The 25,523-nt window shown below is 61.6% G+C and carries 22 protein-coding genes; 13 read left to right on the top strand and 9 right to left on the bottom strand.

Features of this window, described 5'->3' with window-relative positions:
• Window positions 1-35: 35 nt before the first annotated feature.
• Window positions 36-941 (bottom strand): LysR family transcriptional regulator, encoded by a 906-nt coding sequence (locus AC1DRN_RS06535; protein ID WP_223460023.1) that lies wholly within the window; start codon window positions 939-941, stop codon window positions 36-38.
• Between the two features lie 230 nt (window positions 942-1,171).
• Between AC1DRN_RS06535 and AC1DRN_RS06530 the strand changes: the two genes are divergently transcribed.
• Both AC1DRN_RS06530 and AC1DRN_RS06525 read left to right on the top strand, forming a co-directional pair.
• Window positions 1,172-2,056 carry an MBL fold metallo-hydrolase gene (locus tag AC1DRN_RS06530; protein ID WP_223460025.1) on the top strand — a complete coding sequence of 295 codons (885 nt, stop codon included), beginning with the start codon at window positions 1,172-1,174 and terminating at the stop codon, window positions 2,054-2,056.
• 56 nt (window positions 2,057-2,112) lie between these two features.
• Window positions 2,113-2,727, top strand: a complete 615-nt coding sequence (locus AC1DRN_RS06525) for an NAD(P)-dependent oxidoreductase (RefSeq protein ID WP_223460027.1) — start codon at window positions 2,113-2,115, stop codon at window positions 2,725-2,727.
• 130 nt (window positions 2,728-2,857) lie between these two features.
• On the opposite strand, the gene AC1DRN_RS06520 is transcribed toward AC1DRN_RS06525, so the two are convergent.
• A complete protein-coding gene (locus AC1DRN_RS06520) occupies window positions 2,858-3,739 on the bottom strand; it encodes a LysR substrate-binding domain-containing protein (RefSeq protein WP_477786658.1) in 882 nt (293 codons plus the stop codon).
• A gap of 161 nt (window positions 3,740-3,900) precedes the next feature.
• Between AC1DRN_RS06520 and AC1DRN_RS06515 the strand changes: the two genes are divergently transcribed.
• From AC1DRN_RS06515 to AC1DRN_RS06490, 6 genes are all read left to right on the top strand, one after another.
• Window positions 3,901-5,538 (top strand): 5-guanidino-2-oxopentanoate decarboxylase, encoded by a 1,638-nt coding sequence (locus AC1DRN_RS06515; protein ID WP_223460031.1) that lies wholly within the window; start codon window positions 3,901-3,903, stop codon window positions 5,536-5,538.
• Window positions 5,535-6,983, top strand: coding sequence for an aldehyde dehydrogenase family protein (locus tag AC1DRN_RS06510; RefSeq protein ID WP_223460033.1), 1,449 nt, complete (start codon window positions 5,535-5,537; stop codon window positions 6,981-6,983). The genes AC1DRN_RS06515 and AC1DRN_RS06510 overlap by 4 nt, the downstream gene beginning before the upstream one ends.
• Window positions 6,984-7,279: 296 nt before the next feature.
• Window positions 7,280-8,383, top strand: coding sequence for an ABC transporter substrate-binding protein (locus tag AC1DRN_RS06505; protein WP_007986100.1), 1,104 nt, complete (start codon window positions 7,280-7,282; stop codon window positions 8,381-8,383).
• A 193-nt stretch (window positions 8,384-8,576) separates the two neighbouring features.
• Window positions 8,577-9,485: an ABC transporter permease gene (locus tag AC1DRN_RS06500; protein WP_223460035.1), complete on the top strand. Its 909-nt coding sequence runs from the start codon at window positions 8,577-8,579 to the stop codon at window positions 9,483-9,485.
• Complete coding sequence (locus AC1DRN_RS06495) at window positions 9,482-10,330, top strand: ABC transporter permease (RefSeq protein WP_223460037.1); 849 nt, start codon at window positions 9,482-9,484, stop codon at window positions 10,328-10,330. Before AC1DRN_RS06500 ends, AC1DRN_RS06495 begins: the two co-directional genes overlap by 4 nt.
• Before the next feature lie 18 nt (window positions 10,331-10,348).
• Window positions 10,349-11,404 (top strand): ABC transporter ATP-binding protein, encoded by a 1,056-nt coding sequence (locus tag AC1DRN_RS06490; RefSeq protein WP_150757246.1) that lies wholly within the window; start codon window positions 10,349-10,351, stop codon window positions 11,402-11,404.
• Between the two features lie 133 nt (window positions 11,405-11,537).
• On the opposite strand, the gene AC1DRN_RS06485 is transcribed toward AC1DRN_RS06490, so the two are convergent.
• Window positions 11,538-12,467 (bottom strand): AraC family transcriptional regulator, encoded by a 930-nt coding sequence (locus AC1DRN_RS06485; protein ID WP_223460039.1) that lies wholly within the window; start codon window positions 12,465-12,467, stop codon window positions 11,538-11,540.
• 339 nt (window positions 12,468-12,806) lie between these two features.
• Here AC1DRN_RS06485 and AC1DRN_RS06480 point away from each other — a divergent pair, with 339 nt between their 5' ends.
• Complete coding sequence (locus AC1DRN_RS06480; protein WP_223460041.1) at window positions 12,807-13,160, top strand: putative quinol monooxygenase; 354 nt, start codon at window positions 12,807-12,809, stop codon at window positions 13,158-13,160.
• A gap of 41 nt (window positions 13,161-13,201) precedes the next feature.
• Complete coding sequence (locus tag AC1DRN_RS06475) at window positions 13,202-13,432, top strand: hypothetical protein (RefSeq protein WP_223460043.1); 231 nt, start codon at window positions 13,202-13,204, stop codon at window positions 13,430-13,432.
• A gap of 3 nt (window positions 13,433-13,435) precedes the next feature.
• Here the strand turns inward: AC1DRN_RS06475 and AC1DRN_RS06470 are convergent, their stop codons facing one another.
• From AC1DRN_RS06470 to AC1DRN_RS06450, 5 genes are all read right to left on the bottom strand, one after another.
• Window positions 13,436-14,059 (bottom strand): flavin reductase family protein, encoded by a 624-nt coding sequence (locus AC1DRN_RS06470; RefSeq protein WP_223460045.1) that lies wholly within the window; start codon window positions 14,057-14,059, stop codon window positions 13,436-13,438.
• 231 nt (window positions 14,060-14,290) lie between these two features.
• Window positions 14,291-15,610 (bottom strand): MFS transporter, encoded by a 1,320-nt coding sequence (locus AC1DRN_RS06465; RefSeq protein ID WP_223460047.1) that lies wholly within the window; start codon window positions 15,608-15,610, stop codon window positions 14,291-14,293.
• Window positions 15,611-15,924: 314 nt separating this feature from the next.
• The gene (locus tag AC1DRN_RS06460) at window positions 15,925-17,259 is read right to left on the bottom strand and encodes a sigma-54-dependent transcriptional regulator (RefSeq protein WP_477786657.1); all 1,335 of its coding nucleotides are present in this window, start codon (window positions 17,257-17,259) and stop codon (window positions 15,925-15,927) included.
• Window positions 17,253-19,019 (bottom strand): sensor histidine kinase, encoded by a 1,767-nt coding sequence (locus AC1DRN_RS06455; protein ID WP_223460051.1) that lies wholly within the window; start codon window positions 19,017-19,019, stop codon window positions 17,253-17,255. Before AC1DRN_RS06455 ends, AC1DRN_RS06460 begins: the two co-directional genes overlap by 7 nt.
• A 189-nt stretch (window positions 19,020-19,208) precedes the next feature.
• The gene (locus tag AC1DRN_RS06450) at window positions 19,209-20,732 is read right to left on the bottom strand and encodes a fumarate hydratase (RefSeq protein WP_477786656.1); all 1,524 of its coding nucleotides are present in this window, start codon (window positions 20,730-20,732) and stop codon (window positions 19,209-19,211) included.
• A gap of 290 nt (window positions 20,733-21,022) precedes the next feature.
• Between AC1DRN_RS06450 and AC1DRN_RS06445 the strand changes: the two genes are divergently transcribed.
• Genes AC1DRN_RS06445 through AC1DRN_RS06435 form a run of 3 tightly spaced genes read left to right on the top strand, consistent with a single transcriptional unit; the run spans window position 21,023 to window position 23,836 of the window.
• Window positions 21,023-22,129 carry a GGDEF domain-containing protein gene (locus AC1DRN_RS06445; RefSeq protein ID WP_223460056.1) on the top strand — a complete coding sequence of 369 codons (1,107 nt, stop codon included), beginning with the start codon at window positions 21,023-21,025 and terminating at the stop codon, window positions 22,127-22,129.
• A complete protein-coding gene (locus tag AC1DRN_RS06440; protein WP_457266023.1) occupies window positions 22,122-23,057 on the top strand; it encodes an iron-sulfur-binding ferredoxin reductase in 936 nt (311 codons plus the stop codon). The genes AC1DRN_RS06445 and AC1DRN_RS06440 overlap by 8 nt, the downstream gene beginning before the upstream one ends.
• Before the next feature lie 29 nt (window positions 23,058-23,086).
• Window positions 23,087-23,836, top strand: a complete 750-nt coding sequence (locus tag AC1DRN_RS06435) for an enoyl-CoA hydratase-related protein (RefSeq protein WP_223460061.1) — start codon at window positions 23,087-23,089, stop codon at window positions 23,834-23,836.
• A 221-nt stretch (window positions 23,837-24,057) separates the two neighbouring features.
• Here the strand turns inward: AC1DRN_RS06435 and ltrA are convergent, their stop codons facing one another.
• Window positions 24,058-25,479: a group II intron reverse transcriptase/maturase gene (gene ltrA / locus AC1DRN_RS06430; protein WP_477786660.1), complete on the bottom strand. Its 1,422-nt coding sequence runs from the start codon at window positions 25,477-25,479 to the stop codon at window positions 24,058-24,060.
• Between the last annotated feature and the right edge of the window lie 44 nt (window positions 25,480-25,523).

Here is a 25,523-nt window from a genome sequence, read left to right as displayed (position 1 = left end):
CGCCCGGAGCAAGCTCGCTCCCACAGGGTTTCCATTCACAACCCGATATCCCACTCCGGTTCCTCCGGAAACCTCACCACCAGAAAATCCAGCAAGCTGCGCAATGCCGCCGGCATGTGCTTGCGTGAGGCGTACACCGCATACACGTTCATTTGCCGGGGTTCGGCCGTCGGCAGCAGGCGAATCAATTCGCCGCTGTGAATGTGCACGCCGGCCTGATACGTGGGTAGCATCGCCACCCCGGCACCGGCGATCGTTGCGCGCAACAGCGTGCTGGCCTCGTTGGCGCTGATGTTGCCCTGCACCGGTACAGAAACCTGCTCGCCGTCCTGTTCGAAATGCCACAGGCTTTTGCCGAAGTAGGAATGGGTCAGGCAATTGTGCCGGCTCAGGTCCTCGACCCGTTGCGGCGCGGGATGTTCGCGCAAGTAAGCGGGGGACGCGCAGATCACCGAGCGGCAAACCGTCAGGCGGCGGGCGATCAGGTTCGGGTCCAGGTCGTTGCTGGTGCGGATCGCCAGGTCGATGCGCTCATCCACCAGGTTCACAGTGCGGTCGAGCATCTGCATGTCGATACTGACGCCTGGGTAGCGTCGGACATACACGGCCATGGCATCGGCCAGTTGCGCCTGGCCGAAGGAGGTGCTGACGCTGATCCGCAGCAGGCCGCGCGGTGCGTCATCCGGCTCGCTGACGGCGGCTTGCATGTCGGTGGATAAATCGAGCATCTGCCGACAGCGCGGCAGGATCTCATTGCCGGCGGCGGTCAGGCTCAATTTGCGCGTGGTGCGATGCATCAGGCGCGCGCCAACCCAGTCTTCCAGTTCCGCCAGATACCGCGACACCACTGGCCGTGACAGCTCCAGATGATCGGCGGCGGCCGACTGGCTGCCGAGGTCGACCACCGTGACGAACACGCGCATTGCTTGAAGACGATCCATGATTTGCCCGCTTTCAGAAACAAACTATGTTCAAGCATCGCATTTTTTGTACTGAGTCAGGCAACTAAGCTCTGTTCCCTGTAGGAGCGAGCTTGCTCCGGGCGGCGTTCCGACGATGGACCCCCAGGCGCCGCGTTTAACCGGCAAGTACGCGTCATCGTTTACGACCATCGCGAGCAAGCTCGCTCCTACAAGGGACCACGACAGCCATTCGGAATACGGAGCAACAGATGATCGGTTTCACCACTTTAAAGCGCATTTTGCTGGCAAGCGCGGCCTTCGGTTTTGCCGCCCATGCAGCCGCCTCGACCCTGACGCTGGATGTCTACAACCCCGGTGAAAAAGCCATCTTTCCGGTGACCTCGGTACTGGTCAGCGGCGAGAAAGAAGCGATCCTGGTGGATGCACAATTCGGCAAGTCCCAGGCCGAGCAGTTGGTGGAAAAAATCCGCGCCAGCGGCAAGCAGCTGACCACCATCTACATCAGCCATGGCGATCCGGATTACTACTTCGGCCTCGATACCCTGACGGCTGCGTTCCCCAAGGCCAAGGTCCTCGCCTCGCAGCCGACCGTTGACCACATCAAGCGAACCGTCGACGGCAAACTGGCGTTCTGGGGCCCGAAAATGGGCACCGACGTGCCGGCCAAAACCATCGTGCCAGGTGTGCTCAAGGGCGACAGCCTGAACCTCGAAGGGCAGAAGTTGCAGGTGGTTGGTCTTGAGGGTCCGCAGCCGGATCGCAGCTTTGTGTGGATTCCGTCGATCAAGGCGGTCGTCGGTGGCGTCGTGGTGGCGCAGAACATCCACGTGTGGATGGCTGACACGCAAACACCACAGTCCCATGCCGATTGGTTGGCTACGCTGCATTCCATTGAAGCCCTGAAACCGCAGACCGTGGTGCCGGGTCATTACCTCGGCGAGAGCGATCGCTCCCTGGGAGCCGTGCAGTTCTCCGCCGCTTACATCAAGGCTTTCGACGAGGAAACCGCAAAGGCCAAGGATTCTGCCGCGCTGATCGCGGCGATGAAAAAACGCTTCCCGACCCTGGGTGATGAAAGCTCCCTGGAGCTGAGCGCCAAGGTCGCCAAGGGCGAGATGAAGTGGGGTGAATGAGTTTAAGAGGCAGCAGGTCTTTGATATCAAAACTTTCAAGCCAACTGGAGAGTGTCATGAGCAAAATCGCAATCATCGGTGCCACCGGTCGTGCTGGTAGCCAACTGCTGGAAGAAGCCCTGCGTCGTGGTCACAGCGTTACCGCCATTGCCCGCAACACGGCGAAAATCGGCCAGCGTGCCGGTGTGATCACGCGCGACATCGACGCATTGGATGCCAATGCTTTGCAAGCAACCATCGAGGGCCATGACGTAGTCATCAGCGCCGCGCATTTCGCGACCCTGCCTGCCAGCGCTGTCATCGGGCCGGTGAAACAGGCCGGAGTCAAACGCCTGCTGGTCGTGGGCGGGGCCGGTTCGCTCCTGTTGCCGGATGGCACGCGGGTGATCGACAGCAAAGGTTTTCCGGACGCGTACAAGGCCGAAGCCAGTGCCGGTGCCGAATTCCTGGGGAACCTGCGTCAGGAACAGCAACTGGACTGGACCTTCCTGTCGCCGTCGGCTGAATTTGTCGAGGGCGAGCGCACGGGGAAATTCCGCCTCGGTCAGGATGATTTACTGGTGAGCAGCGAAGGGCGCAGCTGGATTACCTTTGCCGACTACGCAATTGCGATGCTCGACGAAGTGGAAACGCCGAAGCATTCGCGGCAGCGGTTTGCGGTCGGTTATTGAGCACACCGATCACCTGTGGGAGCGAGCTTGCTCGCGATAGCGGTTGATCATTCGGCATTGATGTCGACTGACCCGACGCCATCGCGAGCAAGCTCGCTCCCACAGGGTTACATACCAGGCCTTTCAGGGTTCAGCGGCTCTGAGCCTGCTCCACCAACCACCCCATCAATTCACGCAACTTCGGCGAAGGTCCGGGTTTTTCGGGGAAAACAAGGTAGTACGCCAGCCCCGTTGTCACCTTCAATTCGAATGGCATGACCAGCCRCCCGGCGTTCAGGTCATCGCCGATCAGCGACCAGTCGCCAATCGCCACCCCCGTTCCCTGGGACGCCATCGACATCGCCAGGTCCAGTGTTTCGAAATGCTGGCCCTTGCCGACATTGGTCAAATGCACATCCGCGGCTTTCAACCAGGCCTTCCAGTCACGCTCGTCGCGGGTCGGGTGCAGCAACAGGTGCTGTTGCAAATCGGCCGGGGTCTGCAGGGGCATGGGGCCTTCGAGCATCGGTCTGGAACACACCGGCGTGAGTTGTTCGTCGAAGAGTTTTTGCGACATCAATGAATCGTCCGGCGGTGCGCCGTACATCACCGCCGCATCGAACTGCTCGCGATGAAAATCCACGCCGTGCTTGACCGTGGTGGTCAGTTCCACCGGCACGTCCGGGCGCTCCCTTTGCCATTGCAACAAACGCGGCAGCAACCAGCGCATGACGCAGGTCGGGGCCTTGAGTTGCAGGGTTTCGCGCTTCTCGCCGATCTGCTCGACCGCCTCGTCGATCAGACCGAAAATCTGCTGCACCCGTGGCAGCCATTCCCGCCCTTCGGCCGTCAGGTCCAGGCCTCGGGCCAGGCGGATGAACAGCTCATAACCCAGATGATCTTCCAGCCCGGCGACCTGTCGACTCACCGCGCCCTGGGTGATGTGCAGCTGTTCGGCGGCCCGGGTGAAATTGCAGCACTGCGCGGTAATCAGAAAAGTGTGCAGCGCCGGCAGGGGAGGCAGTCGTTTCATTGGGATCCAAGGTATGACGTGAGGACATGGCTAGTATGACTTTTTATCCATTGTTGCGGCTACCTGTCGCCCGTTCCAATGAGGCCATTCCCGGGCCTGCGAATCCATCATAAACACAGCGCATGCCCGGCGTCTCAAATCGAACAAGAAGGGCAATTCACATGGCGACGTGCGGCGAAGTATTGGTCAAGTTACTCGAAAACTACGGGGTCGAGCAGGTGTTCGGCATTCCGGGGGTGCATACCGTTGAGCTGTATCGCGGGCTGGCCCGTTCGAGCATCAACCACGTCACGCCGCGCCATGAACAGGGCGCCGGCTTCATGGCCGACGGCTACGCCCGCACCAGCGGCAAACCCGGTGTGTGCTTCATCATCACCGGCCCTGGCATGACCAACATCACCACCGCCATGGGCCAGGCCTACGCCGATTCGATCCCGATGCTGGTGATCTCCAGCGTGCAATCGCGCAGCCAGTTGGGCGGCGGTCGCGGCAAGCTGCATGAGCTGCCGAACCAGGGCGCACTGTGTGCCGGTGTCGCGGCGTTCTCCCACACCCTGATGTCGGCGTCGGAGTTGCCGGGTGTGTTGGCTCGCGCCTTTGCACTGTTCCAGGCTGGCCGTCCACGTCCGGTGCACATCGAAATTCCATTGGACGTATTGGTCGAAGAAGCCGACGACTTGCTCGCCAGCCTGCCGGTCAATATCGACCGCGCCGGTGCTTCGCCAAGCGCCGTGTCACGCATGACCGAATTGCTGGCCGACGCCAAGCGTCCGCTGATTCTCGCCGGTGGCGGTGCCATCGACGCGGCGGCCGAGCTGACTGAACTGGCCGAGCTGCTGGACGCACCGGTAGCGCTGACCATCAATGCCAAGGGCATGCTCGCCTCCGGCCACCCGTTGCTGATCGGCTCGACCCAGAGCCTGGTCGCTACCCGTGCGCTGGTCGCCGAGGCCGATGTGGTCCTGGCCATTGGCACCGAGCTGGCCGAGACCGACTACGACGTGACCTTCGCCGGTGGCTTCGAGATTCCAGGCCAACTGCTGCGCGTCGACATCGACCCGGACCAGACCGTGCGCAACTACCCGCCGCACGTGGCATTGGTGGCCGACTCGCGCAACGCCGCCCAGGCCTTGCTCAGCGCCTTGTCGCACAAGTCCCTGGCCGAGCGCCGCAACGATTGGGGCCAGGTGCGCGCCGCTTGTCTGCGTGAAGAGCTGGCCGCGACCTGGGACGCACCGACCCTGGCTCAGACGCGATTCCTCGAAACCGTGCTGCATGAATTGCCGAACGCGGTATTCGTCGGCGACTCGACGCAACCGGTGTACACCGGCAACCTGACGTTCAACCCGGAGCGTCCGCGTCGCTGGTTCAACTCGTCCACCGGTTACGGCACCCTCGGCTACGCCTTGCCGGCGGCGATTGGCGCCTGGCTCGGTGGCAGCGTCGAAGGTGGCGCGCGTCCTCCGGTGGTGTGCCTGATCGGCGACGGTGGCCTGCAATTCACTCTGCCGGAACTGGCCAGCGCCGTTGAGGCGCGCACCCCGGTGATCGTGCTGCTGTGGAATAACCAGGGCTACGAAGAGATCAAGAAATACATGGTCAACCGCGACATCGAGCCGGTCGGCGTGGACATCTACACTCCGGACTTCATCGGTGTGGCCAAGGCACTGGGTTGTGCGGCCGAAGCGGTCAGCAGTGTCGAGCAATTGCGAGGCGCATTGCGTATGGCCACTGATCGCCAAGGCCCGACCCTGATTGAAATCGACCAGGCCGAGTGGATGCAGGCGGTGTCGAAATGACGTTCCCTACAACGCTGGATGGCCTGTACATCAACGGCCAGTGGTCGGCCGGCAACGAACACCTGCGGGTGATCAACCCTGCGACCGAAGCCCTGTTGACCACGGTGAATGGCGGCGATGAGCACGCTGTTGATCAAGCGGTAAGCGCGGCGACCCAGGCGTTCGCAGACTGGTCGAAAACCACGGGTGCCGCACGCGGCGCGATCCTGCGCAAAATCGCCGCGGGCGTGCAGGCCAATCGTGAAAAACTGATGCACTTGCAGTCGAGCAACAACGGCAAGCCACAGTTCGAAGCGGCTATCGACGTTGATGACGTGATCGCCACGTTCGAGTATTACGCCGGCCTGGCCGAAGGCCTGGACGCCAAACAAGACAGCGCGATAGAGCTGCCGACCGACGACTTCAGCGCTCGCCTGCGCCGTGAGCCGTGCGGTGTGGTCGGCTTGATCGTGCCGTGGAACTTCCCGATGGTCACCACTGCGTGGAAGCTCGCCCCGGCCCTGGCCGCCGGTTGCTGCGTGGTGCTCAAGCCTTCGGAAGTGACGCCGCTGCCGGAGCTGGAACTGGCGGCGATCATCGCCCAAGCCGGTGTGCCAGCGGGTGTGTTCAACCTGGTGTGCGGCACCGGCCTGGCCGTTGGCGCACCGCTGTCGGCGGACCCGAGAATCGCCAAGGTGTCGTTCACCGGCAGCAACGCGGTCGGTGTGCAGGTCATGCAACGGGCGGCGGAAACCGTCAAGGGCGTGAGCCTGGAGCTGGGCGGCAAATCTTCGCTGCTGGTGCTGGCCGATGCCGATCTCGACCTGGCGGTGGAAGTGGCCTGCGGCGGTGGTTTCTTCAACGCCGGGCAGATGTGCTCAGCCACCAGCCGCGTGCTGGTCGCCGATGAGCTGGCCGATGAATTCCTGACCCGCGTGAAGGCGCGTGCCGAAGCGATTCGCGTGGCCGACCCGTTCGAGCCGAACGTGGAAATGGGCGCGCTGGTCAATCAGGCGCAATACCAGCGCGTGCTCGGTCACATCGACCGCGGTCTGAGTGCCGGCGCCAAGCTGGTTTGCGGTGGCAATCGCCCGGCCGACCTGCCGCGCGGATATTTTTTGCAGCCGACGGTGTTCACCGAAGTGCCCCTCGACAGTGCGCTGTGGTGTGAAGAGATTTTCGGCCCGGTGATCTGCGTGCGCAGTTTCTCCTCTGAGGCTGAAGCGATTGCCCTGGCCAACGACAGCCAGTTTGGCCTGGTGGCCAGCGTGGTGACACGCGATGCACAGACCGCCGATCGCGTCGCCAACGCATTGCAGGCGGGGCTTGTGTGGATCAACGCGCCGCAGGTGATCTTTCCGCAGACCGCCTGGGGCGGCTACAAGCAGAGCAGCATCGGCCGTGAATTGGGGCCGTGGGGCTTGCAGGCTTTCCAGGAAATAAAACACGTGATCCGGGCCGTCTGACGCCAATCCCTGTAGGAGCGAGCCCTGCTCGCGAAGGACGTCAACGATGACGCGGTTAGCCTGAACGAGCGCGGTGCCTCTGCACCTTTCGCGAGCAGGCTCGCTCCTACAGGAGGCATGCGCTGGCGTCATGGCTTCAATGAGTTTTTATCGATAGTCAGGTGTTTTACACGACCTCAGGATGAACTTGCTGGCTCAGCCAAACCCCCGAAAATACGAGGGATAACGCTGGTCCAGTCGCGCGGATGCAACAGTTTCGACCTGCCTTATACCTACAAAAACAAAGGGAGTCCGTAATGGGCGAGCATGATCTGAACAGACGTCAATTCATCAAGACCGTGGGCGTAGCCTCGGTTGCAGCAGCGGCAATGAGCATGCCGTTCATCAAGGCCAATGCCAGCGACACACGTTTTGCCGGCAAGACCCTGCGTTTGCTGACCTGGTCCGATGACACCGGCCTGGCTGCACTGCGCAACATCGCCGCGACCTTCGAAGACAAGTACGGCTGCAAGGTCATCGCTGACCGCACCGGCAGTACCTCGGAAATGGTCGCCAAACTCAAGGCCGGCGGTGATCGTCCGCAGTACGACATCATCACCCTGGCAGGCGTCGGCGCCGAAGGTCTGGCCGCCGCCAACCTGCTGGAAAAACCTGACCTCAACCGCATTCCCAACCTCGTCGATGTACCGGAGAAATACCGCACCGGCGCCAATGGCCACGGTATCGGTTACCTGCTGTGGTGCAACAGCCTGGTCTACAGCACCCGCACCCAGAAACAAGCACCGGACAGCTACGCGGCCCTGTGGGATCCAGAATTGGCCCCGAACATCTTCCTGCCGCCGCCGAACTGGACCGAGGCCATGGACCTGATCATCATCGCCGCCAAACTGGCCGGTGGTGACGAACACAACATCGAACCGGGCTTCAAGAAGCTCGCCGAGCTGAAGGATCGTGTGGTGACCCTGGGCGAAAACCCGAACCAGATCGCCGAACTGTTCCGCACCGGTTCCCTGGACATGGGCGGCCTGTACGCACCAGCGTTCTTCCCGAAACAGATCCGCGATCCGAACTACGGCCTGGGCGCCACGTTCGGCATGAAGGAAGGTTTCTACACCGACCTGATGCTGTCGGTGATGCCGAAGAATCGTCCGGGCGATACCGACATGGCCTACGCCTTCATCAACCACTCTCTGGACCCGCTGGTGCAGGGCAAGATGGCTGAAGACATCTATAACGGCCCGGTCAACGCCAAGGCGATCATCTCCGCCGAAGCGCGCAAGAGCCCGTACATCCTCACGCCGGAGCAGATTGCCGAGAAGGCGATCATGCACGACAACGCCTTCCTGGCGACTGTGCATGACCAATGGATTCGTCGTTACACGGAAATCTTTTCTTCCTGATCGAGTGACGTACACAGGATCTTCAAACACTGAAGATCCCCTGTGGGAGCGAGCTTGCTCGCGATAGCGGAGTGTCAGTCGACATCATTGGCGACTGATAGGCAGTCATCGCGAGCAAGCTCGCTCCCACAGGGGGCAAAGTGAGCTTGAGTCTTGTGTTTGTCAGCTGCTTTCCATTGACGAGACCTTTGCTATGGAACACCAACCTCTGACTCATCCGGTGAGTGCCGCCCCCGTGCGCGCCGCTCGGGGTGTTTCGCCAACGACGCGGGCCTGGTTTTTCCTCTCGCCGTCGATGCTGTTTCTTGGCGTACTGATTGCCGCGAGCCTGCTGGTACTGCGCATGAGCGTGGGCACCAAAGGCGCGGAATGGTCCGGGTTCAGCCTGGCCAGTTACGCCCAGTTGCTGGAACCCTATTACCTCAAATCGCTGATGCTGACCCTGCGCCTGGCGCTGATCAGCGCGGTGATCGCAGTGATCCTGGCGATACCGGTGGCCTACACCATGTCGCGCCTGACCTCGCCGTTCGTGCGCCGGATCTTCCTTGCGGCAGTGTTGCTGCCCTTGCTGGTCAACCTGTTGCTGCAAAGCTACGGCTGGCTGGTGATCCTCGGTCCCGGTGGCATGCTCAACCAGACCCTGATGGGCCTGGGCCTGATCAAGCGCCCGATCATGCTGCTGTACAACCAGAACGGCGTGTTGATGGGCCTGGTGCAAACTGCCTTCCCGCTGGCCGTATTGCCGATTGCCAGCGCCATGCGCGGCGTCGCCCGCAGTTACGAAGAAGCCGCCGCGACCCTCGGCGCCAGTCGCTTCCAGGTGTTCCGCCAGGTGGTATTGCCGATGAGTCTGCCGGGGATCATTACCGGTGCGACCCTGGTGTTTGCCTACAACGCCAGCAGTTTCGTGGTGCCGTTGCTGCTCGGTGGCCGGCGCGTGCCGATGCTGGCGGTGATGGTGCATGACCAGATCGCCCCGCTGATGAACTGGCCCGCCGCGTCCGCCGCCGGTGTGGTGCTGATCGTCACCACCCTCGCGATCATGACCCTGTCCGAATACATCACTGGCCGCCGTCGCCGCATGCTGGAGGCTTCGCAATGAGTACCCTGACCAAGAAGCGCCAGTCGCTGTTGCCGGGTGATACCGGCAAGTTTGCCGGCATCCTCTCGGGCTTCATCCTGCTGTTGGCGGTGTTGCCGATCCTGACCATGATCGTGATGTCGTTCAGCGGCGCGTCGAACCTCGACTTCCCGCCGAGCAGCTACAGCCTGCAATGGTACAAGGCCGCCTGGCACACCTTTGTGTCGCCGGACGCCAGCGATGTGTTGAGCCTGGGCAAAGCCATGACCACCAGCCTGATGGTGTCCTGCCTGACCATGGTCTTCGCGACCATCATCGCGGTGCCAGCGGCCTACGCGCTGACCCGTTGCGAGTTCCGTGGCAAGGCCGTGGCGCTGCAATTGATGTCGTTGCCACTGGTGTTCCCGATGGTGGTGTTGGGTCTGGCGTTGCTGCTGGTGTTTGACAGCCTGCCGTTCCAGATGACCACCTCGCGCCTGGTGATTGCCCACGTGATCCTCGCATTGCCGTTCGTGGTGAAAAACTGCACGGCGGCCATGCTCTCCATCGGCAGCGAAGTCGAAGAGGCCGCGCAAATGCTCGGCGCGTCGCCGCTGCGGGCAATTGTCGATGTGGTGGTGCCGTTGATGAAGTCGGGGATCCTGGCGGGCATGCTGCTGGCGTTCATCGTCTCGTTCAACGAATTCACCGTGACCTACTTCCTCTACACCATCGATGTGATGACCGTGCCGATCTGGATGTACAGCCGCACCGTGTCTTCGCTCGACCCGACCGTATTTTCGTTTGCCGTGCTGATCGTGTTGATCGACTTCGTCCTGATCTGGGCGCTCGAAAAACTGGTTGGTGAAGGTGGCGTTTCGTTCTGATTTCTTGAGGTGATTCACATGTCTGGTCTGATTCTGGAAAACGTCGAGAAACATTACGGCTCGGCCTGCGCGGTAACCGATGTGAACCTGCATTTGCCCGAGGGCAAACTGGTGTGTTTCCTCGGCCCTTCGGGCTGCGGCAAAACCACCTTGCTGCGCATGATTGCCGGCCTTGAAACCCTGACCGGCGGCGAGATCCGCCTGGACGGTGAAGACATCGGCAACACCCCGGCGCACCTGCGCAATTTCGGCATGGTGTTCCAGTCCCTGGCGTTGTTCCCGCACATGACCGTGGGCGAGAACATCGCCTATCCGCTGAAACTGCGCGGGGTCAGCAAGGCTGACCAGCAGGCACGGGTGGTGGAGTTGCTGGAACTGATCCAGCTGCAAGCGATGATCAATCGTCCGGTGGCCAAGCTGTCCGGCGGCCAACGCCAGCGCGTGGCGATTGCCCGGGCGATTGCCTCGCACCCGAAAATCCTCCTGCTCGACGAACCGTTGTCAGCGCTGGACGCCAAGCTACGCGAGTCGATGCAGGTGGAAATCCGTCAACTGCAACAACGCCTGAACATCACCACCATCATGGTGACCCATGACCAGCGCGAGGCCATGACCATGGCCGATATCGTGGTCGTATTGGGTGAGCACAAGGTGCAGCAGGTGGGCACGCCGATCGAGATCTACCGCCACCCGGCCAACGAGTTCGTCGCGGACTTCATCGGCTCGGGCAACATCTTCCCGGCCACGGTGCTGGGTAACGGCAAGGTCAGCTTGCCGGGCGGCGATGCGCTGCAAGTGCCGATCTGCAGCAGCATTGTGGCCGGTGAGAAGGTGAAGATGCTGATTCGCCCGGAAGACCTGCAACTGTCGGCTCCGCAGGCGACCGCAGGCAACCGCTTGCTGGGCAAGGTGACCTTCGTGCGCGATATCGGTGCGACCATCGAGACCACGGTGGAGTGTTCCGGGGTGTCGTTTACCGCACTGAGCACGCCGTGCCAGGGCTTTGGCCTGAGCGTTGGGCATCCGGTGTCGGTGACCTTGCCGGTGGAGGCTTGCCGGGTACTTGGCGCCTGATCCGGGTTTGATGTTGGCCTGATGACCGGCCCCATCGCGAGCAAGCTCGCTCCCACAGGTATCGGCGTACACCGTCCAATGTGGGAGCGAGCTTGCTCGCGATGGGGCCGGCACAACCAACAAAAACTCTGGATCAGACCGATAACCGCAACCGCGCCAGATCCCTTAACGGCGGCGCCCCGAACAACCGGCTGTACTCCCGGCTGAACTGTGAAGGGCTTTCATACCCGACCCGATACCCCGCCGCCGAAGCTTCCAGCCCTTCGGCCAGCATCAATCGCCGGGCTTCCTGAAGGCGCAACTGCTTCTGATACTGCAACGGACTCATCGCCGTCATCGCCTTGAAGCGGTGATGCAGCGTCGACACGCTCAGGTTCACTTCCTTGGCCAGATCATCAATGCGCAACGGCTGTTCAAAGTTGCCGTTGAGCCATTTGATCGCCTGGCTGATGCGATGGCTCTGACTGTTGGCGATGGCGATTTCATACAGTCGATGCCCCTGCTTGCTGCGCAACAATCGGTAGAGTATTTCCCGACGAATCAGCGGCGCCAGCATGGCGATGTCTTTCGGCGTGTCCAGCAACCGCGCCAGGCGCAGCACCGCGTCGAGCATCGCGGTGTCGATTTTTTCGACATACAGCCCGCGTCCGGTCGGCCGGGTAGGCACGCCGAGGGGGCCAGCGTCGGCGATCAGTGCGGTGATTTCCGTCGGGTCGATGTCCAGGCGCAAGGCCAGGATCGGTTCCTCGGCCGAGACATCCACCACTCGTCCACTCAGCGGCATCGAGACCGAGACCACCAGGTAATTCAGTGGGTCGTAGTTGAAGTATTCGTTGGCCAGCTGAACTTCCTTGCGCCCCTGGGCCATGATGCACAGCGCCGGTTGCGCGAGTACCGGAGCGAACTCGTGGGACTGGCTGTGGCGGGACATGAACAGCGAGCCGATGGCCGTGGCATAACTGCCATCTTCGGCGGTGTTGCGGCGGATGATGGCCGCCAGTTCCGCGCGCTGCTTTTCCATGTCGGTGTCCAGCGGGGCTTGAAAGTGATCGAGTGACGACATGCGCGGCATCCTCGGCAAGGCATGGAGGGAATGGGGCAGAGCATAAGTTTGTGCAAGCGGTAGCGGTAGACACATCCTGCCGGATGCTTGCCTGATTCTGCCCGGGGTCCACCGGCGGTGTAGCTACTAGAGCCATGTGCCTGAAGAACTTGCTTGAAACTCGTATGGCAGAACCGTGACAGGGTTTTACCGTTTGTTACGGGCGGTCCATGCAGTTTCGCAGGATTGTGCAACGCGCCGGCAGGAATCGACTAACGAGACAGGCGTCGCCGCCCTTAACCTTTGATCCTGTCGCAGCCCGTCCCCCGGCTGCCACGCGACTCCCCGGGAGGGTTGAACATGTCCAAGCAGATCCCCGTCAGTCATATGGCCTTCGTTCGAGCGCGCACCGGGCGCTCGGCGGAACTCGGTGTGCGTCTCAGTGCCCTGATCGAACCGTCCCGCGCAGCGCCTGGCTGCCTTAGCTTTGCCTTGCAGCATTCGCAGTGCGATCCGCAGCTGTGGCTGGTCTCCGGTTTCTGGAGCAATCAGCAGGCCATGACTGCGTACTTCAGCACGCCGGCAATGGAGATTTTTGCCGAGCTGGTACAGGAGCTGGTGGTCAACAGCCTGGATTTCCACACCTTCAAGGATGTCACGGCGGCGCAGGCCTTGCGCCAGTCCGAAGCGGCGGTACACAAACTGGCCGGTTGAGGGTTTAATGATGGCATTCTCAACCAGCCAGGATTCGCGACATGGCACGTAAAGCCTTTGATCACTTCGAAGCTGTTTCCGCTGTAGTACCGGGCGAGGGTGGTTATCACGCCGCTATCGCCGTCAAAGCGCTGGGTGGTGCCGGCGCCCCGCGTTTTCACAAAGTGCTGGAAGGCCAGGTCTTCAAGACCGCTCACGAGGCCGATGATGCGGCCGCCAAGGAACTGACTCACCTCAAGGACGTCAAGGAAAACACCGACCTGCTCTGGTGATTCTCACCGCCCCGGGCGGTACATCTTGAATAACGCCTCGGGCCCCAGCTGGAAATAATCCGCTGGCCCGCCGCCGCGCAGAATCGGTTCTGCCGCGGCGGTGTCGTATATCCCATCCTTCAACAGCCATTTGGCGATATGCACGGCGACCACTTCGCCGAGGATCAGCCAGCTGGGCACTACATTGCCGTCCGCCCGTTGCAACTGAATGATCTGCGTGACCTTGCACTCGAAGGACACCGGGCTCTCGGCCACCCGTGGCACCTGGATGACCTTCGAGGCAACGGTCGTCAGCCCGGCCAGTTCGAATTCATTAACATCAGGCCCGACCATCGCACAGCTCTGGTTCATCTGCTCGGCCAACGGCCGCGTGGCCAGGTTCCAGGCGAATTCGCCGGTTTGTTCGATGTTGTTCAGGCTGTCTTTGCGCCCGACGCTGGAAAACCCGATGATCGGCGGAATGTAGTTGAAAGCGTTGAAAAAGCTGTAGGGCGCCAGGTTCAGGTGGCCCTCGGCATTCTGTGAAGAGATCCAGCCGATGGGGCGCGGGCCGACGATGGCGTTGAACGGATCGTGGGGCAGGCCGTGGCCGTTGGCGGGTTCGTAGAAGTGGATGTCGTCGGGCATGGAGTAATTCCAGGGCGTAGTTCGGGTGGCGTTCATAGTGCAAGGATGAACCGCTGAATTCCAGTCGACTCTACCCTCTGTAGGAGCGAGCTTGCTCGCGATGGTGTATCAGAAAGTTGGTGTCGACTGACACTCCATCGCGAGCAGGCTCGCTCCCACAAGGGGTTATGTTGATTCAATAAAAAAGGGGCAGACCCCGGTGAGATCTGCCCCTTTTCCTTGAGGCTTGATTTAGTCCGTGACAATCCGCGAATGCTTGCGGGTGTCTTTCATGGTGACGTACACCAGCAACGACACGGCAATGCACGCGGTCACGTACCAGTAGTAACCCGTCTCCATGCCGATGCTCTTGAACCACAGCGCGATGTATTCAGCGGTGCCGCCGAAGATCGAAACGGTCAGTGCGTACGGCAGGCCCACGCCCAGCGCGCGGATTTCGGTCGGGAACAGTTCGGCTTTCACCACGGCGTTGATCGAGGTGTAGCCGCTGACGATGATCAGCGCCGCCATGATCAGGAAGAACGCGCCCCACCAGGTCTGGATGGTGTGCAGGGTGGTGAGGATCGGCACGGTGAACAGGGTTCCCAGGATGCCGAAGGCAATCAGGATTGGCCGGCGACCGATTTTATCCGACAGCCCGCCGATGATCGGTTGCAGGCACATGAACAGGAACAGCGTGGCGGCGGAAATGGTGGTGGAGTCGGAAATGCTCATGCCGACGGTGTTCACCAGGTATTTCTGCATGTACGTGGTGTAGGTGTAGAACGCCAGGGTGCCGCCCATGGTCAGGCCGACCACGGTCATCAGTTCCTTGGGGTGACGCATCAAGGTGCGCATCGCGCTTTCCTTGGCTTTTTCTTTCTTGGTGAAGGACTCGGTTTCTTCCATGCCACGACGCAGATAGAGCGCAACCACGGCACACAGCGCGCCGATGGCGAACGGGATGCGCCAGCCCCAGGCGTAGAGCTCTTCGGTGGTCAGCAGTTGTTGCAGCACGATCAACACCGCCAGGGCGATGAGCTGGCCGGAAATCAGGGTCACGTACTGGAAGCTGGAGTAGAAGCCACGACGTTCCTTGGTCGCCATCTCGCTGAGGTAGGTGGCGGAGGTACCGTATTCGCCACCCACCGACAGGCCTTGCAGCAAACGCGCGAACACCAGCAGGATCGGCGCGCCGATGCCGATGACTTCATAGCTCGGGCTCAGGGCGATCAGCAGCGAGCCGAAGCACATCAGGTACACCGAGGCCATCAGGGCCTTTTTGCGCCCGACCTTGTCGGCATACAGACCCATCAGCCAGCCTCCGATCGGACGCATCAGGAAGCCCACGGCGAAGATCGCGGCGGTGTTGAGCAGTTGGGCGGTGGTGTCGCCTTTGGGGAAGAAGGTCTTGGCGAAGTACAGGGAGAATGCGGCGTAGACGTACCAGTCGTACCACTCGACCATGTTGCCGACTGAACCGCTGAAGATCGATTTGATGCGACTGGCGGTGGTTCTTTCCTTGGTCGGTGCGGCAGCCGACCCAAGCGGCAGGGAGTTGGAGTTATCCATTGAAGGATCCTTCATTTAATTGTTTTTGTGGAGCGCGAATAAACGCAGCCTGCAGGGGCTATAGCAGGAGCTGTGCCAAGGGGGAGAGGGCCGGTTTAGAAGGGTGGTGGTGTTTTGGTGAGCGGAAATCCGCTTATAAAAGTTTGGTGATGAGCGGAAAATTGCTTGTCGGCTTGTGTATTTGTTTTGCCTTTGCCGGCCTCATCGTCGGAACGCCGCCCGGAGCAAGCTCGCTCCCACAGTGGATCTGTGTACGCCGAACATTGTGGGAGCGAGCTTGCTCGCGATGGGGGCAGGGCAGGCACTGCAAAAACTCAGCTGTCCTGCAAAAACATCTCCCGGCTCAACCCATGCCGCTGCATCTTTTCATTGAAGGTCCGGCGCGGCAGTTGCAGTTCTTCGAGTACCGCTTTCACATCGCCCTTGTGTCGGGTCAACGCGGCACGCAGGCATTGCGCTTCGAACGCTTCCTGCTGCGCTGCCAGTGACTGGCCGGGCTCGATGCCCAAGGGCTCCGGCTCACCCAACCCCAATACCTGACGCTCGGCGACGTTCGCCAGTTCGCGCACATTGCCTGGCCAATCGTGGCTCAGCAGGTGACTCAACTGTGCGCCGCTCAACGGTGGAAATTTACGTCCCAGCCGTTYGGCGGCGTTTTGGGCAAAGGATTCGAACAGCAGCGGAATGTCTTCACGGCGTTCGCGCAAGGGCGGCAGGCGTAGTTCTGCGACGTTCAAACGATAGGCCAGGTCTTCGCGAAAACGCCCGGCCCGAGCCTCGTCGAGCAGGTCCGGTTTGGTCGCGGCGATGATGCGCAAATCCACGCGGATACTCTGGTTCGAGCCCAGTCGTTCAAGCTTTTGCTCCTGCAACACCCGCAGCAGTTTCACCTGCTGGGCCAGGGGCATGCTTTCGATTTCATCGAGAAACAACGTGCCGCCGTCGGCGTATTCGAGCTTGCCGATACGCTTGCCAGACGCCCCGGTGAACGCGCCGCTCTCGTGACCGAACAGCTCGGCCTCGAACAATTGCTCGGGGATAGCCGCGCAGTTGAGCGCCACAAAGGGCTTGTCGGCCCGCGGCCCGAAGTCGTGCAGGCAGCGGGCGACCAGTTCCTTGCCGCTGCCGGTTTCACCGCGGATCAAAACGTTGACCGGCAGCGCCGCCAGATCGAGAACCTGCCGACGCAGGTTTTGCAGGCCCCGGGACACGCCGAGCAACGTGGCATCCAGCTTGGCACGGTTGTCCGCCTGTTCGTGCAGCGCGCGGTTTTCCAGCACCAGCCGACGCTTGTCGAGGGCGCGGCGCAGGCTGCCGAGCAGGGTTTCCGGGCTGAAGGGTTTCTCCAGGAAATCGTAGGCGCCGTCGCGCATGGCTTCGACGGCCATCGGCACATCGCCGTGGCCGGTCAGCAGGATCACCGGCAAATCGGCATCCCGGCGTTGCACCTCGGCCAGCAGTTCCAGGCCGGTCATGCCGGGCATGCGCACATCGCTGAGAATCACCCCGGCAAAATGCCTGGGCAATTGCGCCAGGCATTCGTCGGCGCGGCTGAACAGCTGCACCTCGAAACCCGACAGGCTCAACCATTGCTCGACAGCACTGCGGATGCTGCTTTCGTCGTCGACCACGATCACTGAGTTCAGCATGCTTCATGCACCTCCAGGTCGATGGGCAAAGTCACGGTAAACACAGCGCCTTTGTCATGATTGCCGGCACTCAGGCGTCCGCCGGATTCGTGAACGATGGCGAACGATACGGCCAAACCGATCCCCAGGCCATCGCCTACCGGTTTGGTGGTGAAGAACGGATCGAAGACCTTGGACAGGTTCTCTTCGGCGATACCGCCACCATTGTCGATCACGCTCAGGCGCCACAATTGCTCGTCGGCTTCGAGGCGGATTTCCAGGCGTTTGCAGGGTTTGTCCTGCATCGCATCGAGGGCGTTGCGCAGCAGGTTGATCAGCACCTGCTCCAGGCGAATCGCATCGCCACGCACCCAGGCCGGGCGGGTCAGGTGCAGCACCGTGCTGACCTGTTCGTCGCGCAGCCGGGTGTCGAGCAGTTGCAGCGACTGATCCACCACCGCCGCCAGGTCCAGGCGTTCGCGCAAACCGCTGGGGCTTTTGCGGGCGAAGGTTTTCAGATGGCCGGTGAGGGCGGCCATGCGCGTGAGCATTTCATCCACCGGTTTGAGCGCCTTGTAGGCATCGTCGACCCGGCCGTGGTCGAGCAGCAGGCGCAAGGTTGCCAGCTGCATGCGCTGGGCGGTGAGCGGCTGGTTGATTTCGTGGGCCAGGGCGGCGGACATCTGCCCCAGCGCCGCGAGTTTGGCCGATTGCACCAGGCCTTCCTGGGCGGTGCGCAGGTCGCGGGTGCGTTCTTCTACCAGTCGTTCGAGTTCTTCGCGACTGCGCTGGCGCATTTTCGCCAGGCGCCAGCGCTGGTTGAGAAACAGCAACAGGAACACCAGGGTCAGCCACAACCCGGCCGCGGCAAGCGCGGCGTTGCGGCTGTCTTCGAAGGCGACCTGCGGGCGACGCAGCAGGTGCAGGGTCCAGCCCTCGGTGCTCAGCGGCAGGGATTCCCACAGGTAATCCGCCTTGCCGTCCGGGCCGTCAACCCGAGCCAGGTCACTGTTGTCGTCGAAGCGCCGCAACGATTGAAAATCGAGTGGCGTCAGCGGCTGCTTGTCGTATTGGCGGGTGGTCTTGAGTTCGGCATGATCGCTGTCGCTCAGCGGCTTGAGCAGGCGATAGCGCCAGCCCGGCTGGTTGGCGATGAAGATGATCCCGCGTGCGTCGCTGACCAGCAGCGTGTCGCTGCCCTGACGCCACTCCCGCTCCAGTTCGGGAAACTCCAGTTTTACCACCATGGCGCCGAGGAACTGGCCATCGTCATCGCTGACCGCGCTGGAGAGGAAGTAGCCGGGAATCCCGCTGGTCACGCCCACGGCATAAAAGCGCCCGGTGCCCTGGGTGCGGGTCTGGTTGAAGTAAGGGCGGAAACCGTAGTTGTGACCGACATAGCTGCTGGGCAAACGCCAGTTGCTCGCCGCCACGGCGAGGCCGCTGCGGTCGAGCAATTCCAGGGTCGAGGATTCGGCGGCACCATTGATCTTTTCCAGTTTGCGGTTCAGCGCATCCTGTTGCCCGGGGCTCATCGCCCCCTTGAGCGCCGAGCGCAGTTCCGGGTCCAGCGCCAGCACCGCGGGCAGGGCGCGGTAACGTTCGATCAGGGTATGCAGGGACGTGGCATACAGCGCCAGTTGCTGATTGGCGCGGGCCGCGTCTTCGACCATTGACTGGCGTACGGCGTGGCGCATGGCCAGCGTGGCGACGATGGCGGCACCGGCGATGATCAATAGGGTGTACAGCGCCAGGCGCAGCGATCGGGAAGTCAGCAGCATGCTCAGAACAACAGACGAAAATAAGGGGGAGCACCATACCATGCGGACAGTGTTCATCACTCGCTGGAAGCCATGCGCTGACGGTGGTTTCAATGCGTTGGTCGTTTGTGGAATCAGATTTTTGCCAGCCCCAAAAAAAACCGGCCTGTCGTTGCCGACCGGCCGGTTTTTTTCAGGGGGGAGTGCTGTTTATTGCACTTCCACCGCCAGGCTTTCACTGATCTTTTGCTGCCAGATGGCGGGACCTGTGATGTGCACCGACTCGCCCTTGCTGTCGACCGCAACGGTCACAGGCATGTCCTTGACGTCGAACTCGTAGATCGCTTCCATGCCCAGTTCGGCGAAAGCGACAACGCGGGACTTCTTGATCGCTTGCGCCACCAGGTAAGCCGCGCCGCCCACTGCCATCAGATAAACGGCCTTGTGGTCCTTGATCGCTTCGATCGCGGTCGGGCCGCGCTCGGATTTGCCGATCATGCCCAGCAAACCGGTCTGCTCGAGGATCTGACGGGTGAACTTGTCCATCCGCGTGGCGGTGGTAGGGCCGGCCGGGCCAACCACTTCGTCACCGACCGGATCGACCGGGCCGACGTAGTAGATGAAGCGACCTTTGAGGTCAACCGGCAGGGTTTCACCCTTGTTCAGCATCTCGACCATGCGCTTGTGCGCAGCGTCGCGACCGGTGAGCATTTTGCCGTTGAGCAGGACGGTTTCGCCCGGTTTCCAGCTCTGCACTTCTTCAGGCGTCAGGGTGTCGAGGTTGACGCGACGGGCCGACGGGCCGGCTTCCCAGACGATTTCCGGGTAGGCATCCAGCGGTGGCGCTTCCAGCGAGGCTGGACCTGTACCGTCGAGCACGAAGTGCGCGTGACGGGTGGCGGCGCAGTTAGGGATCATGCACACCGGCAGCGAGGCTGCATGGGTCGGGTAGTCCATGATCTTCACGTCGAGCACGGTGGTCAGGCCACCGAGGCCCTGGGCACCGATGCCCAACTGGTTGACCTTCTCGAACAGCTCCAGACGCATTTCTTCGATGCGGTTCTGTGGGCCACGCGCTTTGAGCTCGTGAATGTCGATGGATTCCATCAACACTTCCTTGGCCATGACCGCGGCTTTCTCGGCGGTGCCGCCGATGCCGATGCCGAGCATGCCCGGTGGGCACCAGCCGGCGCCCATGGTCGGGACGGTTTTCAGCACCCAGTCGACGATCGAGTCGGACGGGTTGAGCATGGCCATTTTCGACTTGTTCTCGGAACCGCCGCCCTTGGCCGCCACGTCCACTTCCACGGTGTTACCCGGAACGATGGAGTAGTGGATCACGGCCGGGGTGTTGTCCTTGGTGTTCTTGCGAGCGCCCGCCGGGTCGGCGAGGATCGAAGCACGCAGGACGTTTTCCGGCAGGTTGTAGGCGCGACGTACGCCTTCGTTGATCATGTCGTCCAGGCCCATGGTGGCGCCGTCCCAGCGCACGTCCATACCGACACGGACAAACACTGTGACGATGCCGGTGTCCTGGCAGATCGGGCGGTGGCCGGTGGCGCACATGCGCGAGTTGATCAGGATCTGTGCCATCGAGTCGCGGGCCGCTGGCGATTCTTCGCGCAGGTAGGCCTCGTGCATCGCCTGGATGAAATCCACGGGGTGGTAGTAGGAAATGAATTGCAGGGCGTCGGCAACGCTCTGAATCAGGTCGTCTTGCYTGATCACGGTCATGAGTCGCGCTCCTCTAAAAGACGGGAACATTCAATAAGGTGCTTGCAGCTTGGGTGCATCGGTCGGTTGCAAGCACCTTTCAAGGCACGCCGGGCAAGCTGGCGCGACGCTAAAAAGGCGCGGCAGTATACCGCGCCTCGCGGACAGGCACACGCGCCGGCAGTCAATCGTTGGTCGCATAAGGCCATCCCGAAAATTGAATGGTCATTTATCGGCCACACCACTAAAGTGACATTCGGTCTGTAGAGTAGGACGCTCTGTCAGTCTCCTTTCATTCGGTGAATCAACGATTGACCCATAACGCCATCCAGCGCCTGTTGCTCAAACGTTTCGCCCTCGCGGCCGGCACCTATGCCCTGGCATTGCTGTTGCTTTGGCTGGCGTTTTTTACCGGTCACTACGACGCGCCGCTTTCCAGTGTCATCATCGGCAGCACGCTGGTGGTGATTAGCCAGGCCTCCCTGTTCGCGGTGTTTTACAGCGGCTACAACCTGCGTTTCGCCGACCCCAGCCTGACCGAGGCGCAAGTGTTGCTGGGGCTGGGCTGGCAAACCTGGCTGATCGCCCATCTGGACGAAGCCAGGGGTGCGTTTCTGGTGTTTTACGTGCTGATCCTGCTATTCGGCCTGTTCCATCTGTCACGCAGGTCCTTTGTACGGTGCGCGCTGCTGGTGTTCTTCAGTTTCAGCGCGATCACGCTGTGGGAGGGCTACCACTTCCAGCTGCCTGACCCGGCCATGGCGGTGCTCCAAGTCTGTGTACTGCTCATCGTACTGGTGTGGCTGGTGCTGTATGCCCGCCATGTACAGACTTCGCGACAACGCATGCGCCAGCGACGTTTTGCCTTGCAGGCGCACCAGGACACCTTGCGCGGGATGATGCGCCAGCTCGAAGACCTGGTGGCCACCGACGAGCTCACTGGCCTGTTCAATCGCCGGCATTTCCTGCGCCTGGCTTCCCGCGAGTTGAACGCCATGGACGCCGATGTGGTGCACGGCCTGGCGCTGATCGACCTCGACCATTTCAAACGCATCAACGACCTGCACGGTCACGCCGCTGGCGATCAGGTGCTGCAAGCCTTCGCCGGCGTTGCCACCGCGTGCCTGCGCGACGGTGACGTTCTGGCCCGTTACGGCGGTGAAGAGTTCGTGGTGCTGCTGCCCGATTGCGATGCCGACAGTCTGACTTCGTGCTGCGAACGGCTGCGCATCGCGTTCACCGATGTCGAGTTGATCGGCCTGGATGTGCGCAACCTCAGCCTGTCCGCCGGCATGACCCTGCTGGAGCTGGGCGACGATCTCGATGACGCCTTGCAACAGGCCGATCAGGCGCTCTATCGCGCCAAGCGTGACGGCCGTAATCGATGCGCGGCGGCGTGGGAGAACGTCGATGCCTGAGCTGCGGGTCGGTGAACTTCGCTGGTCGGTGGCGGCGGGCAGCAATCTGCTCGACGCACTGAATCAGAACGGCGTGCCGGTGCCCTACAGTTGCCGCGCCGGCAGTTGTCATGCGTGCCTGGTGCAGTGTGTGCAGGGCCTGCCGAGCGACAGCTGCCCGGATGCCTTGAGTGCACAGCAGCGTGAACAGGGCTGGCGCCTGGCGTGCCAGTGCCAGGTGATCGAGGACTTGCAGGTGCACGCCTTCGACCCGCAGCTCGATGGCCATCCGGCTGAGGTCGCGGCGGTCGATTGGCTGAGCACTACGGTGCTGCGTTTGCGGATCATCCCGCAGCGGCCATTGCGCTACAGCGCCGGCCAGCACCTGGTGTTGTGGACGGGCAGCGTGGCGCGGCCGTATTCCCTCGCCAGCCTGCCGCAAGAAGACCGCTTTCTGGAGTTTCATCTCGATTGCCGCAAGCCCGGGGAATTCAGCGATGCCGCCAGGCAATTGCGCATCGGCGATCCGATCCGCCTCGGTGAGCTGCGCGGCGGCGCCTTGCATTACGATCCGGACTGGCACGCCCGGCCGTTGTGGTTGATGGCGGCCGGCACCGGGTTGGGGCCATTGTTTGGCGTCTTGCGCGAAGCGCTGCGGCAGGATCACCAAGGCGCCATCCGCGTCATTCACCTGGCCCATGATGCCGATGAGCACTACCTGGCCAAACCCCTGCAAGCCATGGCAGCCAGTCGTCCGAACCTGAGTGTCGAACTGTGGACCCCGGCCGAGTTGCCGGCGGCTTTGGCGCAACTGCGGCTTGTTTCGCGGCAAACCCTGGCCTTACTCTGCGGAGCCCCCGACAGTGTCGATGCCTTTGCCCGGCGCCTGTACCTGGCGGGGTTGCCGCGCAATCAACTGCTGGCCGATGTATTCCTGCCCCGTGGTTGAGCGCTGACTTTTCAGACGCGAGACCTGCCATGACCGATGCCATCGAAGTTGAACGCGAACGCGGCCTGTTGACCCTGCGCCTGAATCGCCCGGACAAGAAAAACGCCCTGACCCGTGCCATGTACAGCCACTTGGCCGAGGCGTTGAAACAGGCCGACAGCGACCCCGGGATCAACGCCGTGCTGATCACCGGCTCTGCCGAATGCTTCACCGCCGGCAACGACATCGCCGACTTCATCCAGCAACCACCGAACGGCCTCGACAGCCCGGTGTTTCACTTCATGCTCAATCTGCTCGAATGCCGCAAACCGGTGATCGCCGCCGTGGCTGGCGCGGCGGTGGGCATTGGCACGACGATGCTACTGCATTGCGATCTGGTCTACGTCAGCCGCGATGCACGCTTGCGTATGCCGTTCGTCAACCTTGGCCTGTGCCCGGAGTTTGGCTCCAGCCTGATCCTGCCGCGTTTGCTCGGGCAGGCCAAGGCAGCGGAGTTGTTGCTGCTCGGTGATGGTTTCAATGGTGAACAGGCGGCCGCGTGGGGCATTGCGTCCGAGGCGCTGGGCAGTGGCGAGGAGGCCTTGGCCAAGGCGCGGGAGATGGCGTTGCGCTTTGAGTCGCTGCCGTCGGAAGCGGTGCGGATCAGCAAGCAATTGATGAAGGCGCCGGATCGGGAGTTGGTGCGCAAGGTGATAGAAGAAGAGGGTGCTTTGTTTACTCAGCGGCTGCGGTCGCCGGAAGCGTTGGCGGCGTTGACCGGGTTTATCAAGCGGCATTGAGTTTTCGGTGTCAGGGCCGGCCYCATCGCGAGCAAGCTCGCTCCCACAGGGATTCGTGGTGGACACATGATCTGTGAGCATCTGCGGACAATGTGGGAGCGAGCTTGCTCGCGATGRGGCCGGACTGGACAACACAACTTTCGGATCAGAATCGAGTAGGAGGCGGATTTACATCCGCCGTCCTCTCACACCACCGTACGTACGGTTCCGTATACGGCGGTTCAGGTTAAGCGGTTAAGCCGGGTTATCGTGTCCAGTATTGAGACCAGCCCGAGTCGATCCCAGAGTTTCTTCGGCAGCGCCTGATTCATATGGGGTGCTCCCGAATTCCACCAAGGGCCTCGACCGTTGAATGCTGAGTGACAAGCACGGGCTTCGTTGAGCCCTAGACGCATCAAGTTGCGCGCCCTCGTCGAGGGCTGCTTCCATTGGCGCCAGATGATACAGCGAAGTTTGTGACGCACCCAGCCATCAAGATACTCAAGTGGCCGCTTGCTCTGACTCAGCTTGAAGTAGCCAGCCCAACCACGCAGTACGGGGTTTATCCGCTCGATGACGCTCGCCACTTTGTGGCTTCGCGTTGTGCGCAGCAAACTTCGAAGTCGGTCGCGTAAGCGATCCAGACTCATCGTTGCCACTCTTAGTCTCGGCTGTTGATGCCAGCTCATCCCATAGCCCAAGTAATCACACATCCACGACCCGGCTACTCGGCTCTTTTCCCGGTTCAGCGTCAGTTTCAGGCGCTCGCTCAGGAAACGCTCAACGCTGGCCATCACCCGTTCACCTGCKCGACGACTGCGCACATAAATGTTCGCGTCATCGGCATACCGCACGAAGCGATGGCCCCGCCGCTCCAATTCACGATCAAGTTCGTTGAGCAGGATATTCGACAGCAACGGCGAGAGCGGGCCGCCTTGCGGCGTCCCTTCCTGCCGTCGGCTGACGAGGCCGCCTGACATCGTTCCCGCTTCGAGGTAGCGACGGATCAGCGTGAGGACGCGTTTGTCTTCGATTTGACGCGCAACATGGGCCATCAGAACATCATGGTTGACCCGATCAAAGAACTTCTCCAGATCGAGTTCCACGCACCAGCGGTGACCCGCCGCCGCGTGGGCACGGGCCGTTTCGATAGCTTGATGAGCGCTTCTGCCCGGACGAAAGCCGTAGCTGTAGTCCGAGAACAGCGGATCAAAGATAGGTGTGAGCTGTTGCAGCAAAGCCTGTTGGATCAGGCGATCCACGACRCWGGGRATRCCCAGTTGCCGTGTTCCGCCTTTGGGYTTGGGGATGTCGACGGCGCGTACACCTTGCGGKTGGTACTCGCCGGCCAGCAACCGRGYCTTGAGGATCGGCCAATACTGTTTCACRTAGCCYGCCAATTGGTCGACCGTCATGCCATCGGCACCCGGYGCRCCCTTGTTGCTGACTACGCGTTGATACGCACGCTTGAGGTTGGCCGGTGCAAGCACCCGCGCCATCAGCGTGTCCGGCTCCGCGTTCGTCCACGTCACAGACGCCGTCGATGCTTGCGCCCTGTCAGCCGTCATCCTCGGATACCGTCCGGGACTTGGGGTAACAGTTTTCTCTGGGAGAATATTCTGCGTTTCAACATTCGACGAGACTCTGACGCCTACTGGCGGCATAACCTGTTCGGCCCTTGGTGACGGGGTTACTCGCCACTTACTAC

The sequence above is a fragment of the Pseudomonas sp. P5_B3 genome (genome assembly GCF_056400405.1).
The sequence above is the reverse complement of the archived record's forward strand: the minus strand, read 5'-3'. Positions and strand labels throughout refer to the sequence as shown.

What these genes read in the sequence shown, in the direction of transcription:
- AC1DRN_RS06535 (WP_223460023.1), bottom strand. Translation starts at nt 941, where the DNA reads ATGGATCGTCTTCAAGCAATGCGCGTGTTCGTCACGGTGGTCGACCTC.
- AC1DRN_RS06530 (WP_223460025.1), top strand. Translation starts at nt 1,172, where the DNA reads ATGATCGGTTTCACCACTTTAAAGCGCATTTTGCTGGCAAGCGCGGCC.
- AC1DRN_RS06525 (WP_223460027.1), top strand. Translation starts at nt 2,113, where the DNA reads ATGAGCAAAATCGCAATCATCGGTGCCACCGGTCGTGCTGGTAGCCAA.
- AC1DRN_RS06515 (WP_223460031.1), top strand. Translation starts at nt 3,901, where the DNA reads ATGGCGACGTGCGGCGAAGTATTGGTCAAGTTACTCGAAAACTACGGG.
- AC1DRN_RS06510 (WP_223460033.1), top strand. Translation starts at nt 5,535, where the DNA reads ATGACGTTCCCTACAACGCTGGATGGCCTGTACATCAACGGCCAGTGG.
- AC1DRN_RS06505 (WP_007986100.1), top strand. Translation starts at nt 7,280, where the DNA reads ATGGGCGAGCATGATCTGAACAGACGTCAATTCATCAAGACCGTGGGC.
- AC1DRN_RS06500 (WP_223460035.1), top strand. Translation starts at nt 8,577, where the DNA reads ATGGAACACCAACCTCTGACTCATCCGGTGAGTGCCGCCCCCGTGCGC.
- AC1DRN_RS06495 (WP_223460037.1), top strand. Translation starts at nt 9,482, where the DNA reads ATGAGTACCCTGACCAAGAAGCGCCAGTCGCTGTTGCCGGGTGATACC.
- AC1DRN_RS06490 (WP_150757246.1), top strand. Translation starts at nt 10,349, where the DNA reads ATGTCTGGTCTGATTCTGGAAAACGTCGAGAAACATTACGGCTCGGCC.
- AC1DRN_RS06485 (WP_223460039.1), bottom strand. Translation starts at nt 12,467, where the DNA reads ATGTCGTCACTCGATCACTTTCAAGCCCCGCTGGACACCGACATGGAA.
- AC1DRN_RS06480 (WP_223460041.1), top strand. Translation starts at nt 12,807, where the DNA reads ATGTCCAAGCAGATCCCCGTCAGTCATATGGCCTTCGTTCGAGCGCGC.
- AC1DRN_RS06475 (WP_223460043.1), top strand. Translation starts at nt 13,202, where the DNA reads ATGGCACGTAAAGCCTTTGATCACTTCGAAGCTGTTTCCGCTGTAGTA.
- AC1DRN_RS06470 (WP_223460045.1), bottom strand. Translation starts at nt 14,059, where the DNA reads ATGCCCGACGACATCCACTTCTACGAACCCGCCAACGGCCACGGCCTG.
- AC1DRN_RS06465 (WP_223460047.1), bottom strand. Translation starts at nt 15,610, where the DNA reads ATGGATAACTCCAACTCCCTGCCGCTTGGGTCGGCTGCCGCACCGACC.
- AC1DRN_RS06455 (WP_223460051.1), bottom strand. Translation starts at nt 19,019, where the DNA reads ATGCTGCTGACTTCCCGATCGCTGCGCCTGGCGCTGTACACCCTATTG.
- AC1DRN_RS06440 (WP_457266023.1), top strand. Translation starts at nt 22,122, where the DNA reads ATGCCTGAGCTGCGGGTCGGTGAACTTCGCTGGTCGGTGGCGGCGGGC.
- AC1DRN_RS06435 (WP_223460061.1), top strand. Translation starts at nt 23,087, where the DNA reads ATGACCGATGCCATCGAAGTTGAACGCGAACGCGGCCTGTTGACCCTG.